The sequence below is a fragment of the Streptomyces sp. NPDC044719 genome (genome assembly GCF_056433405.1).
In genome coordinates, this window is record NZ_JBWKHE010000002.1 from 506,109 (window position 1) to 518,578 (window position 12,470).

Annotated in this window: 14 protein-coding genes; 10 read left to right on the forward strand and 4 right to left on the reverse strand. The window is 71.2% G+C overall.

Going from position 1 to position 12,470, the window contains the following annotated elements:
* Positions 1 to 12 precede the first annotated feature (12 nt).
* The 6 genes from AC07DF_RS09040 to AC07DF_RS09065 all read left to right on the forward strand — a co-directional run bounded on the left by AC07DF_RS09040 (position 13) and on the right by AC07DF_RS09065 (position 4,564).
* Positions 13 to 432, forward strand: a complete 420-nt coding sequence (locus AC07DF_RS09040) for a CBS domain-containing protein (RefSeq protein WP_478968437.1) — start codon at positions 13 to 15, stop codon at positions 430 to 432.
* 125 nt (positions 433 to 557) lie between these two features.
* Complete coding sequence (locus AC07DF_RS09045) at positions 558 to 740, forward strand: hypothetical protein (protein ID WP_478969519.1); 183 nt, start codon at positions 558 to 560, stop codon at positions 738 to 740.
* A 104-nt stretch (positions 741 to 844) separates the two neighbouring features.
* Positions 845 to 1,912 (forward strand): glucose-1-phosphate thymidylyltransferase, encoded by a 1,068-nt coding sequence (locus tag AC07DF_RS09050; RefSeq protein ID WP_478968440.1) that lies wholly within the window; start codon positions 845 to 847, stop codon positions 1,910 to 1,912.
* Entirely contained in the window at positions 1,909 to 2,889 is a 981-nt protein-coding gene (rfbB, locus tag AC07DF_RS09055) for a dTDP-glucose 4,6-dehydratase (protein ID WP_478968442.1), read from the forward strand. The genes AC07DF_RS09050 and rfbB overlap by 4 nt, the downstream gene beginning before the upstream one ends.
* The gene (gene rfbD, locus AC07DF_RS09060; RefSeq protein ID WP_478968444.1) at positions 2,886 to 3,764 is read left to right on the forward strand and encodes a dTDP-4-dehydrorhamnose reductase; all 879 of its coding nucleotides are present in this window, start codon (positions 2,886 to 2,888) and stop codon (positions 3,762 to 3,764) included. Before rfbB ends, rfbD begins: the two co-directional genes overlap by 4 nt.
* Positions 3,761 to 4,564, forward strand: coding sequence for a class I SAM-dependent methyltransferase (locus AC07DF_RS09065; protein ID WP_478968446.1), 804 nt, complete (start codon positions 3,761 to 3,763; stop codon positions 4,562 to 4,564). The genes rfbD and AC07DF_RS09065 overlap by 4 nt, the downstream gene beginning before the upstream one ends.
* A gap of 59 nt (positions 4,565 to 4,623) precedes the next feature.
* On the opposite strand, the gene rfbC is transcribed toward AC07DF_RS09065, so the two are convergent.
* On the reverse strand, positions 4,624 to 5,232 hold the full coding sequence (gene rfbC, locus AC07DF_RS09070; protein ID WP_478968448.1) for a dTDP-4-dehydrorhamnose 3,5-epimerase: 609 nt from the start codon (positions 5,230 to 5,232) through the stop codon (positions 4,624 to 4,626).
* Between the two features lie 4 nt (positions 5,233 to 5,236).
* A complete protein-coding gene (locus tag AC07DF_RS09075; protein WP_478968451.1) occupies positions 5,237 to 7,180 on the reverse strand; it encodes a glycosyltransferase family 2 protein in 1,944 nt (647 codons plus the stop codon).
* Positions 7,181 to 7,389: 209 nt separating this feature from the next.
* Between AC07DF_RS09075 and AC07DF_RS09080 the strand changes: the two genes are divergently transcribed.
* Together AC07DF_RS09080 and AC07DF_RS09085 are read left to right on the forward strand one after the other, a co-directional pair.
* Entirely contained in the window at positions 7,390 to 7,893 is a 504-nt protein-coding gene (locus AC07DF_RS09080; RefSeq protein WP_478968453.1) for a metallophosphoesterase family protein, read from the forward strand.
* A 33-nt stretch (positions 7,894 to 7,926) separates the two neighbouring features.
* Positions 7,927 to 8,742 carry a class I SAM-dependent methyltransferase gene (locus tag AC07DF_RS09085; RefSeq protein WP_478968455.1) on the forward strand — a complete coding sequence of 272 codons (816 nt, stop codon included), beginning with the start codon at positions 7,927 to 7,929 and terminating at the stop codon, positions 8,740 to 8,742.
* A gap of 19 nt (positions 8,743 to 8,761) precedes the next feature.
* Here AC07DF_RS09085 and AC07DF_RS09090 read toward each other — a convergent pair whose 3' ends face one another.
* Together AC07DF_RS09090 and AC07DF_RS09095 are read right to left on the reverse strand one after the other, a co-directional pair.
* Positions 8,762 to 9,427: a TetR/AcrR family transcriptional regulator gene (locus tag AC07DF_RS09090; protein ID WP_478968458.1), complete on the reverse strand. Its 666-nt coding sequence runs from the start codon at positions 9,425 to 9,427 to the stop codon at positions 8,762 to 8,764.
* Positions 9,424 to 10,719, reverse strand: a complete 1,296-nt coding sequence (locus AC07DF_RS09095) for a PucR family transcriptional regulator (RefSeq protein WP_478968461.1) — start codon at positions 10,717 to 10,719, stop codon at positions 9,424 to 9,426. Before AC07DF_RS09095 ends, AC07DF_RS09090 begins: the two co-directional genes overlap by 4 nt.
* 189 nt (positions 10,720 to 10,908) lie before the next feature.
* Here AC07DF_RS09095 and AC07DF_RS09100 point away from each other — a divergent pair, with 189 nt between their 5' ends.
* Positions 10,909 to 11,667 (forward strand): ABC transporter ATP-binding protein, encoded by a 759-nt coding sequence (locus AC07DF_RS09100; protein ID WP_478968463.1) that lies wholly within the window; start codon positions 10,909 to 10,911, stop codon positions 11,665 to 11,667.
* Entirely contained in the window at positions 11,664 to 12,470 is an 807-nt protein-coding gene (locus AC07DF_RS09105) for an ABC transporter ATP-binding protein (protein ID WP_478968465.1), read from the forward strand. The genes AC07DF_RS09100 and AC07DF_RS09105 overlap by 4 nt, the downstream gene beginning before the upstream one ends.

Here is a 12,470-nt window from a genome sequence, read left to right on the forward strand (position 1 = left end):
AAGAGGCACGTCATGGCTCAGCATGTCCGCGACATCATGACCAGCGACCCGGCGACGGTCGAACCGCAGACCTCTGTCGCCCAGGTGGCCCGCATCATGCGCGACGAGGACCTCGGCGTCGTCCTGGTGACGGACGGCGACGATCTGCGCGGGTTGGTCACCGACCGTGACCTGGTGATCCGGTCGGTGAGCGAGGGCACCGATCCGGAGCGGACCACCGTGGCCGGCGCGTGCAGCGACGACCTGGTCACCATCGGCCCCGACGAGGACCTGGTCCATGCGGTGGAGCTGATGCGCGAGCACTCCGTGCGCCGTATCCCGGTCGTCGAGCACGGCCACCCCGTGGGCATCGTCTCCCTGGGCGACATGGCCATGGAGCGCGACCCGGAGTCCGCGCTGGGCGACATCAGCGCCGCGCGCCCCAATACGTGACGGGTGTGAACGGCCCTGCCCCGCAGGCGCGTTGACAGCCTCGGTCCGGGCGTCACGACGCGCGTTTGTTCGGTTTCATCTGGGTTACTCGAACAGCAGCGGACCCAGAAGGAAGATGATGCGTCGTGACGTCCATGGACCTGAGTGACAAGCCCACCGTCCGCCGGCCCGAGACCGGCTGGTCGAAGGCACGCCGCCTGCGCGGCAAGGCCCCGCTGCGGACATGCCTCCCCGCCGTCGAGAACCGGGCCACCGCCGGAAGCACACGCTCCGGGCCGGAGTGGAACATCGTCAGGGGCGAGGACTGACCGCTCCCCGGGGGACCGCGCGGTGACCATTCGAGTAACTCCGCGCATCGACAACCAAAAGAAGTGATGTTCACAACCGCCGGATCACGACTAAGGTGAACCGAATGAAGGCTCTCGTGCTGTCCGGCGGCGCAGGAACAAGACTGAGGCCGATCACACACACGTCGGCCAAACAACTGGTGCCAGTGGCCAACAAGGCTGTGCTCTTCTACGGGTTGGAGTCGATCGCCGAGGCCGGCATCACCGACGTGGGAATGATCGTCGGGGACACGGCCGCAGAGATCGAGGAAGCCGTGGGCGACGGGTCGAAGTTCGGCCTGAAGATCACCTACATCCCCCAGGAGCGGCCCCTCGGGCTGGCCCACGCGGTACTGATCGCCCAGGACTACCTCGGCGACGACGATTTCGTGATGTACCTCGGCGACAACTTCATCGTCGGCGGCATCACCGACCTCGTCGACGAGTTCCGCGACAGCCGGCCCGACGCCCAGATCCTGCTCACGCGCGTGGCCGACCCACGCGCCTTCGGTGTCGCCGAACTCGACCCGTCCGGCCAGGTCGTCGGCCTGGAGGAGAAGCCCGACCAGCCCAAGAGCGATCTCGCCCTGGTCGGCGTCTATCTGTTCACACCCGTGATCCACGAGGCCGTGCGCGCCATCGAACCCTCGTGGCGCGGCGAGCTGGAGATCACCCACGCCATCCAGCACCTGATCGACTCCCGCGCCGACGTGCGCTCCACGGTCATCAAGGGCTACTGGAAGGACACCGGCAACGTCGGCGACATGCTCGAGGTGAACCGTACGGTCCTCGAAGCCATGGAGCGCCGCATCGACGGCGAGGTGGACGACGCGTCGGAGACTATCGGGCGCGTCGTACTCGAAGAGGGCGCGCGGATCGTCAACTCCCGGGTCGTCGGGCCCGTCGTCATCGGCTCGGGCACGGTCGTCAGCAACTCCTACGTCGGCCCCTTCACCTCGATCGCGGAGAACTGCCGGATCACCGACAGCGAACTGGAATTCTCGATCGTGCTGCGGGATTCCTCGATCCAGGGCGTCGGCCGGATCGAGTCCTCGCTGATCGGCCGGCATGTCCAGGTGACCCCGGCCCCCAGCGTCCCCAGCGCCCACCGACTCGTCCTCGGAGACCACAGCAAGGTGCAGATCACTTCATGAACCTCCTCGTCACCGGTGCCGCCGGGTTCATCGGCTCCCGCTACGTCCGTGCGCTGCTCGCCTCGGACGCGCCCGACGCGCCGCGCATCACCGTGCTGGACAAGCTCACTTACGCCGGCACCCTCGACAACCTCGAACTGACCCACCCCCGGCTGGAGTTCGTCCAGGGCGACATCTGCGACGCCGAGCTCGTCGACAAGCTGATGGCCGGCGCCGACCAGGTCGTGCACTTCGCCGCCGAGTCGCATGTGGACCGCTCCATCACCGGCGCCGCCGACTTCGTCCGCACCAACGTGCTGGGCACCCAGACCCTGCTGGACGCCGCCCTGCGCTACGACGTGGGCCCGTTCGTGCACGTCTCCACCGACGAGGTCTACGGCTCCATCGAGTCCGGCTCGTGGCCGGAGGACCACCCGCTGCAGCCGAACTCGCCGTACTCGGCCTCCAAGGCCTCCTCCGACCTGCTCGCCCTCGCCTACCAGCGCACCCACGGCCTGGACGTGCGCGTCACCCGCTGCTCCAACAACTACGGCCCGCACCAGTTCCCCGAGAAGGTCATCCCGCTCTTCGTCACCAACCTCCTCGACGGCGGCACGGTGCCCCTGTACGGCGAGGGCCGCAACATCCGCGACTGGCTGCACGTCGACGACCACTGCCAGGGCGTCGACCTCGTCCGCACCAAGGGCCGGCCCGGCGAGGTCTACAACATCGGCGGCGGCACCGAACTCACCAACAAGGAACTCACCGGCCTGCTCCTCGATGCCTGCGGCGCGGACTGGGACCGGGTGGAGTACGTCGAGGACCGCAAGGGCCACGACCTGCGCTACTCCGTCGACTGGAGCAAGGCCCGCGACGAACTCGGCTACCGCCCTGCCCACGACTTCACCACCGGCCTCGCCGAGACCGTCGCCTGGTACCGCGACAACCGTGCCTGGTGGGAGCCCCTGAAGCGGCGCGTCGCCCAGGAGCGCGCATGAGGTGGCTGATCACCGGAGCGGGCGGCATGCTCGGCCACGACGTCGTCGAGGAGCTCACCCGGCGCGGCGAGGACGTGGTGGGCCTGGACCGCTCCGCCCTGGACATCACACGCCCCGATGCCGTCGGCACGGCCGTGCGGGAGCACCGCCCCGACCTCGTCGTGAACTGCGCCGCGTACACGGCGGTCGACGACGCCGAGACCGACGAGGCCCGCGCCCTGGAGATCAACGGTGACGGACCGCGGCTGCTGGCCCGGGCCTGCGCGGAGCACGACGCCCGGCTGATCCACATCTCCACCGACTACGTCTTCTCCGGCGAAGCCGGTACCGCCCCCTACCCGGAGGACCATCCGCCGGCCCCGCGCACCGCCTACGGCCGCACCAAGCTGGCCGGGGAGCGGGCCGTGCTGGAGGAACTGCCCGGGGCGAGCGCGGTCGTGCGCACGGCTTGGCTCTACGGGGTCCACGGCACTAACTTCGTGCGGACCATGATCGGTCTCGAAGCCCGCCGCGACACCCTCGACGTCGTCGACGACCAGCGCGGGCAGCCCACCTGGAGCGCGGACGTCGCCGAACGGATCGCCGACCTCGGCGTACGGCTCGGCCCCGACGCGCATGGCGTCTTCCACGCCACCAACTCCGGTGAGGCCACCTGGTACGAACTGGCCCGCGAGGTGTTCTCCCTCATCGGCGCCGACCCGGACCGGGTGCGCCCCACCAGCAGCGCGGCCTTCCCCCGGCCCGCGCCCCGCCCGGCGTACAGCGCCCTCGCACACGGCCGGTGGCAGGAGATCGGCCTGCCCCCGCCGCGCGAGTGGCGCTCCGCCCTGCACGAAGCACTGCCCCGCATCCGCAAGGAAGGTCCCACTTCGTGAAACGCCATGAGTTCCTCCGGGGACTGCACAAGGTCAGCGCCAATCGCAACTACCTGGAGATCGGCGTCAACGACGGTCGCAGCCTGCGCCTGTCCCGCGTCCCCAGCATCGCGATCGACCCCGCCTTCAAGGTGGTCTCGGAGCTGAAGTGCGACGTCCACCTGGTGAAGGCCACCAGTGACGACTTCTTCGCCCGTGACAACCCCCTCCAGCACCTCAAGGGCGGCCGTCACCCGCTGCGCAATCTGCGCCGCGGCCGCAGCCCCTTCGGCTACTGGCGCCGCACCACGCTGGATCTGTCGTTCATCGACGGCATGCACATCTTCGAGTACGCCCTGCGCGACTTCATGAACGTCGAGAAGCACTCCGACTGGTCCAGCGTGATCGTCTTCGACGACATGCTGCCGCGCAGCGTGGACGAGGCGGCCCGGGACCGGCACACCAACGCCTGGACCGGTGACGTCTACAAGATCACCGAGGTGCTGGCGCGCTACCGCCCCGACCTGGTCACGATCCAGGTGGACACCGCCCCCACCGGCCAGCTCGTCGTCTTCGGCGCCGACCCGAACAACCGGGTCCTGCACGACAAGTACGACGAGATCATGGCCGAGTACAAGGTGCCCGACCCGCAGAAGGTCCCCGAGGCGATCCTCGAACGGGCCGGCGCGGTCCGCCCCGAGACCCTCCTGGAAGCGGGCTTCTGGGGGCCCCTCACTCAGGCCCGCAACCGCGGCCTGCCCCGCCGCATCGGCTGGGAGCCCCTGCGCAAGTCCCTGGAACAGGTGGGCGTCAGCCGCTAGCCGCTGAACGACGGCGCCGGCCGCCGCCCCAAAGGGCGGCGGCCGGCGCCGTACGTGGGTCAGCCGTCGAGCCGCCCGCCCCGCAGCTCCTCGTAGTAGGCCCGGCACGCCTCGTACGACGGGAGCAGCCCCTGGCGCTCCGCCTCGGCCAGCGTCGGGGCCTGTTCGTCCTTGGGGGAGAGGAGAGGGGTGATTCCCTCGGGCCAGGCGATGCCGAGGGCCGGGTCGAGGGGGTGGATGCCGTGTTCGCGCTCCGGGGCGTAGCCGGTGGAGCACAGATAGACCACCGTGGCGTCGTCGGTGAGCGCCATGAACGCGTGGCCCAGCCCCTCGGAGAGGAACACCGCGTGACGGGTGTCGTCGTCGAGCCGTGCGGCCTCCCACTGGCCGTAGGTGGGGGAACCCACCCGGATGTCGATCACCACGTCCAGAACCGCACCGCGCACACACGTGACGTACTTGGCCTGACTGGGCGGCACATCGGCGAAGTGCACACCACGCAGCACGCCCCGCCGGGAGACGGAGCAGTTGGCCTGGGCCAGGTCCAGATCCCGGCCCGTGGCCTCGCGGAACTCCTCGCCGCGAAACCACTCGTGGAAGCTGCCCCGGTCGTCCGGAAAGATCTTGGGCTCCAGAATCCAGGCGCCCTCTATCCCCAGTGGTCGCATGCCGTCACTGCCCTCCGATCCTGATACGGGAAACCACCTTCCGACGCGCGGTACCGACCACCCGCCGTGCCCGCCGCGCGAGCCGAAGCGCGACGCCGGGCCCCGGCGCCGGCACCACCAGCACCTGACCGTCGGCGGCGCGCAGCGCGAACGGCAGCCCGGTGAAGCGGGGCCGCTCGGCGCCCGGGGCCAGGCAGACAGCCACCCGCCAGGTGTCACGCGAGAGGTCCTTGGCTGGCATCTGCGCCTCCAGCACCGTCCCGCGCCCGTCCGGAGCGGGGGAGAGCGTGCCTGTCGCGTCGAGGATCCGGCTCGACGAGACGAACCTCAGCAGTACCTCGCTGTCACCCTCGACATGCAGCGGAAGCGGGGCACGGAAACGGTCCCCGGAGACGGTGACGTCCATCGGCTGCACGCCGCCCAGACCGAGCCGCTTGCCCCGCGCGCCCAGGTGCAGGGAGAGGTTGCCGTGCGGCTCCGTCCAGTACGGCAGAACCGGGCGGTCGCCGACGAGTCCCACGTCCGGAGTGGGCCGGGTAGCCCGCGGGGCCGGGCCCAGCCGGCACTCCTTGGTCCAGCCGCCCAGCTTGACCCGCACGACCGCGTCCCAGACGCCGTCACCCGGCAGGGAGGCCGGATCGACGGTGGCGGTCGCCCGCAGCACCAGCCGGACCTGCCCGCCGTCCCCGACGGGCACGGTCTCGCGCGTGAACTTCACCGGCTGGAAGTACTGCGCGGCGCTCGAGCGCTCCCGCAGCAGCAGATCGGCCGTGGCCTGCCCAAAGCGCGCTGCGGTCTCCGAGGCCACCCACTCCACGCCCTCCGTCACATCCTTGGGCGTGTCGTTCAGCGGGGCCGCCTCGGCGTCGGCGGGGAAGGCCATCGGCTCGCCGCCGGAGGTGTACTCGGCCGTGAAGCCGATGCTGAGGGAGCCGTCCCGCCACTCCACGTGCGCGGGTGCCGCCTTGGGCGCGATGCCGGACTCCCACTCCGCGAGGGACACGACGTCGTCGTACCGGTCGGCCGCGGTCAGCGCGGCGACGACCTGCTGCGTCGGCTGCAGCCCCGCCGCGACACCGGGGCCGAACCGTTCGACGACGACCTCGTGGATCTCCCTGAACAGCTCCCTGCGGTAGTCGTCCGGCAGGTTCAGGAAGCGCCGGGCCCGCAGCCGCTCGACCATCTCCACGCGCAGCCAGCGGCGGAAGAGCCGGTCACGCACCGGGCCGGGCTCGGTGTAACGCTCGACGACGTCGAGGGCCTCGCGGAGGTTCTTGAAGTACCCGACGGGATCGAAGCGTTCGAAGCCGGCGTTGGAGCTGTCGTCCCGCCTGATGTGGTAGTAGCAGACGTAGTCGCTGACCACGGAGACGTTCTCCGCGCGCAGATACGCCTCGGCGATGAAGACGTGGTCCTCCAGGCGCCGTCTGCCCTCGGGAAAGCGCAGGCCGGTGCGGTCGAGGAAGGCACGGCGGAACATCTTGTGCGGGGTGAGGCTGTCGATGAGCGGGGCGTTCTCGACGGTGGCACGCGGGTGGTTGCGGCGGAACAGCTCCACCGGCACGCCGCGGCCCTTGCCGGCCATCTTGCCCACGATGACGTCGGCGCCGTTGGCCACGCCGTAGTCGTACATCCGCTCCAGGGCCTCGTCGCCCAGGTAGTCGTCGTTGTCGACGAACATGACGAACTCGCCCGTGGAGGCGGCGATGCCCACGTTGCGGGGCTTGCCCGACCAGCCGGAGTTCTCCTGGTGGATGACCTTCATCCGGGGGTCCTCGGCGGCGAGCTGGTCGAGCCGGGCCGGGGTGGCGTCGGTGGAGCCGTCGTCGACGAAGATCACCTCGTACTCTTCGGGAGGCAGGGACTGCCTCTGCAGCGAGGTGATGCAGTCCTCGATGTAGATCCCCGGGTTGTAGACGGGGATGATGACGCTGACCTTGACCGGCATCGGGTTTCCGGGCCCCTTCGGGTCGCTTGCCGTAGACGTCCTGTCTTACTGCGTGTTGCCCGATGCTAACCCGGTAGACAACGCTGCCTCATCTTTCGAGACCTGGCCGTGATCATCTCCGTCGCCACGGCAACTGAGCCGTGCCGTCTGTCTGTTCGCGATCAAGTCGGTTCCGGGGTGGAGCGGGCCGCCGCCTCTAGGCTAGGGGTGTGCGTCTGCTCCTCATGTCCGACACCCACCTGCCGAAGCGGGCCAGGCAACTGCCCGCGCCGCTGCTGGCCGAACTCCCGCACGCCGATGTCGTGTTCCACGCCGGGGACTGGGTCGACACGGCCACCCTCGACCTGCTGGAGAGCCGCTGCCGCAGGCTCGTCGCCGTGTACGGCAACAACGACGGACCGGACCTGCGGGCCCGGCTGCCCGAGGTGGCGTACGCGGAACTGGGCGGGCTGCGCTTCGGGACGATCCACGAGACGGGTCCCGCCCAGGGCCGGGAGAAGCGCTGCGCCGCCCGCTTCCCCGACCTCGACGTGCTGATCTTCGGGCACAGCCACATCCCCTGGGACACCACGGCCCCCACCGGCCTGCGCCTGCTCAACCCGGGCTCCCCGACGGACCGCCGCCGGCAGCCCCACTGCACCTACATGACCGCCACGGCCGCCGGCGGCCGGCTCACCGATGTGGAACTGCACCGGCTGCCGCCGCGGGCCTGACCGCGGTGGGGGCCGCCGTGACATGATCGGCGCATGGGTCGGGACGAGGGATATCTCCTGGACAACCGGCAGGCCGAGGCCGGTACCCGCTTCGACGCGCTGGCGGCCCTCTTCGACGCCTCGACGTTCCGGCACTTCGAGACGGTCGGGATCGACGAGGGATGGCGGTGCTGGGAGATCGGGGCCGGCGGGCCGCGCGTCGCCGCGTGGCTGCGGGAACGGGCCGGGCCGCGCGGGCGCGTGCTCGCCACCGACATCGACGTCTCCTGGGCGGAGACCGCCGCCACCGGGGGAGTGGAGGTGCTCCGCCACGACGTGGGCCGCGACGCACCCCCGGCCGGGCCCTTCGACCTGGTCCACGCCCGTCTCGTCCTGGTCCATGTGGCCGAGCGCGATGCCGCGCTGCGCAGGATGGTCCAGGCCCTGCGCCCCGGCGGGTGGCTCCTGGTCGAGGACGCCGACCCCGCGCTGCAACCGCTGATCTGCCCCGACGAGCACGGCCCCGAGCAGGAGCTGGCCAACCGGCTCCGCAGCGGCTTCCGCGAGCTGCTGCGACGGCGTGGCGCCGACCTCTCCTACGGACGGAGGCTGCCGCGCCTGCTGCGTGAGGCCGGTCTCGCCGAGGTCGAGGCCGACGCCTACTTCCCGGTCACCTCGCCCGCGTGCGGCGTCCTGGAAGCGGCCACCGTCCGGCAGGTGCGGGACAAGCTCGTCGCGGCGGGCCTCGCCACGGACGAGGAGATCGAGCGGCACCTCGCCGCCGTCGAGGCGGGGCGCCTCGATCTCGCCACCTCCCCGATGATCTCGGCCTGGGGCCGCCGGCCGGTGGACGACGGCTCGCAGCCCTGATGCGGGGGCGGGTCGTCTGTCAGCCGGGCTGAGCCGACAGGTGGATGAGGATGCCGCACACCTCGTCCACGATCTCCCGGGCCTCCCTCTCGTCCTCGCAGTCGCCCAGCTCGCGTGCCGCCCCGCCGATCACGGTGGTCAGCACTCTCACCCGGACCCGGCCGACACGTCGCTTCTCGTCCACCTCCAGGAGCCGGGCGTTGCGCCGTACCCACGCGCGGTCCCACTGGCGGCGCAGCGCGTCGAAGCCGGCGGGGCCGTCGTCCTCCACGAGGAGCATGGCGAGGCGCCGGTTGTCCCAGGCACCCTCGAGGTAGGCCCTGGCTCCCGCGACGAAGAGGGCTAGCGGGTCGTCCACGCCACGCTCACGCTCGGCGGCCAGCGTGGCCGCGGTCCGGCGCTCCAGCTCCTCGCGGAACTCCTCCCAGAGGGCGAGGTACAGGCCGCGCTTCCCGCCGTAGTGCTGGAAGAGGCTGCCCACCAGGAGGCCGGAGCGCGCCGCGATCTCGGTGAGGCCGGCCTCGGCGTAGCCGCGCTCGGTGAACACCTCCAGCGCCGCGCCCAGCAGGGCGTGCCGGGCCGAGCCGTCGTGCTCGGCGTTCCCGTCCGGCAGGCGCGTCTTCCCCGCCGCGTCCGGGTGCTGACGGGGCGTCGGCGTCCCGGTCGTCTCCACGGTTCCGCTCACTGGTGTTCTCCGTGTTCCTCGGCCCCGTCGCGGATGGCGAGGGCGACCAGCAGTTCCATGAGGTCGGCGATCCGGCGCGGATTGCGCCCGGTGCGTTCCTCGATGCGGCGCAACCGGTAGTGCGCCGTGTTGTGGTGCACCCGCAGCCGGTCGGCGGCCAGCCGCAGGTTGAGATCCGCCTCCGCGAAGGCCCGGATAGTGGCCGCCAGCGGGTCGCCCCGTCTCCGGTCCTCCTCCAGCAGTGCCCGCACGCGGGGATCGACCAGCTGGCGGGCGAGGTCGTCGGCGCGCAGCGCCAGGTAGTCGAAAGGAGACAGGCGCGGCAGTGCCGCCACCCCGCCTTCGTCCGACACCAGGTCGAGGGCGGCCCGGGCCTCCTCGTGAGCGCGCGGCAGTTCGCCGGCGCCCTGGGCGACGGTGCTGATGCCCATGGCGAGCTTGGTTCCCTCGGCTGCGAGCCGCCGCTGCACGGCTTCGAAGTGAGCGCAGATGTCCTCCGGGTCCATGCCGGTGCGGACCACGGGCACGGCAACCACCTCGCCGTGGCGGACGACGACCAGGGTCCGGCCGGCCCAGGGCCCGGCGACGCTGAGGGACGCGCTGGTCGCGTAGCCGTGCTCGGCGGAGGTGAGGTCGCCGGTGCGGGTGTCGTCGACGCACACCGCCACGACCGCCATCATCGGCGAGTGCGGCCCGATGCCGTACGCCTGGGCCGCGGCGAGCAGTGGGCCGCGCGTCGGTGCCGCGCCCGACAGGAGCTGGTCCAGGAGGTCCCGGCGCTCCCGGTCCGCGTCCGCGACCACGTGCTGCTTGTACTCGACATAGGCCTGCGCGGCATGGGTGCTGGCGTAGTCGACGTACCGCATCAGCGGGGTGACGAGTGACAGCGCGGCCTGCTGCGCCTCGGCGGACGGGCCCGCACAGTCCAGCAGCGCGTCCCACAGCACCTGCCGACCCACCCGGAAGGCGCTGATCCAGTCCTCCAGGGCGAACCCCGCGCGTGCCCTGCGCATCGCTGCCGCGCGGCTGAAGACCAGATCCTCGGGGGCGATGTCGCGGTCGCCGGCCAGCGCCGCAAGCTGCATCCGGTAGTGGGTGAGCACCTGGTCCCGTACGTCGTCGAAGAACCGCTCGTCCTGAAGGGCGTACGACGGGATCTCCGTGCGCATCACCGCGACGGTGGTCTTCGCGATCTCTTCGAGCCGGTCCTGCACGGCGTGCAGGATCCGGTGCCGCTCCCGGCTGAGCGGTTCGGAGAGTGCGGGGGCGCCCAGGGCGGGACCACGAGGCATGGCGCCGATCGTCGCTGTCCGCGTCGTGCCCCGTCAACAGGCGCGGGGGAGGAGATGCCCAGGTGGTTGGGCGCGGCGCACAAGTCGAGGGCCGCGAAGTTGGGTGCTCGCACCCAATGTGCGCCCGGGAGGCACCCACCTACTGTGACGCTCGCTCACCCCCCCAGCACCTCGGAAGGGGCGTCACTCATGCTCGCGGTCGACGGTATCAGCGTGCGCTTCGGCGGGATCACGGCACTGGACGGTGTCGCGTTCACCGTCGAGCCGGGCACCGCCGTGGGGCTCATCGGACCGAACGGAGCCGGCAAGACCACCTTGTTCAACTGCCTCACCAGGCGCTGCACCCCTGATGCGGGGACGGTGCGGTTCGACGACGAGGACCTGCTCGCCCTCCCGCCGCACTCCGTGGCCGGGCGCGGTATCGCCCGCACCTTCCAGAACCTGGGGCTCTTCCCGCGGCTCACGGTCCGGGAGAACGTCATGGTCGGCGCCCACAGCCGGGGCCGCACCGGTCACTTCGCCGCGGCGCTCCGGCTGCCCCGCGTCCGGCGGGAGGAGGCGGAACTGCGGGACCGGGCGGACGACCTGCTGCACAGGCTGGGCCTGTCGGACGTCGCCGGCCACCCCGCCTCCGGGCTGCCGTTCGGCACCCTCAAACGCGTCGAACTCGCCCGGGCCCTCGCGGTACGCCCCCGGCTGCTGTTGCTCGACGAACCCGTCAACGGACTCAGTCACGGCGAGGTCGACCGATTCGCGGATCTGGTGCGGACGGTGCGGGAGGACTTCGACCTGACGCTCGTGGTGGTCGAACACCACATGGGGTTCGTGATGGGCCTGTGCGACAAGGTGGTGTGCCTCGACTTCGGGCGCAAGATCGCCGAGGGCCCGCCGGAGGAGATCCAGCGCGACCCGGCGGTCATCGAGGCGTACCTGGGGGTGGCCGCGTGAGCGAGTCCACCACCGACCCCACCGCCACCGGGGCGAGTGCGGAGCCGGACTTCCTGAACGTGTCCGGACTGCACGCCGGATACGGCCAGGCCCGCGTGCTGCAAGGCCTGGACTTCAGCGTCGCGCGCGGCGAAGTGTGCGCGATCCTCGGACCCAACGGCGCGGGCAAGACGACCACCCTGCGGGCCCTGTGCGGCATGGTCCGCGGCCAGGGCTCGGTGACCCTGGACGGGACGGAACTCCTGGGCCGGTCGCCCGAACAGGCCGCCCGGCTCGGTGTGGCGCACGTGCCCGAGGGCCGGGGCACCTTCAACGACCTGACCGTCGAGGAGAACCTGCGCGTCGGCGCCCACGTGCACACCGGTCACTGGCGGCGGGGCGGAGCCGAGCGCGCGGCCGTGGCGGCCGGCCTGGAACGGATCTACGACTACTTCCCCAAGCTGCGCCAGCGCTCCCGCCAGGCCGCAGGCAGCCTCAGCGGCGGCGAGCAGCAGATGCTCGCCATCGGCAGGGCGCTGATGCTGCGGCCCGCGCTGCTGCTCCTGGACGAACCGTCGCTGGGGCTCGCTCCGCTGGTCACGCGCGAGCTGTTCGAGATCGTCCGTGCCGTGAACGAGGAGGAACGAACCACCGTGGTCGTCGTCGAACAGAACGCCCAACTCGCGCTGGATGTCGCGCACCGGGCCCATGTACTGGAGGCCGGCCGCCTGGTGCTGTCCGGACCGGCCGCCGAGATCCGCGAGGACGGCCAGGTCGCCGAGGTGTACCTCGGTGTCTCCGTCCGCTCGGCACAGGGCGGGTGA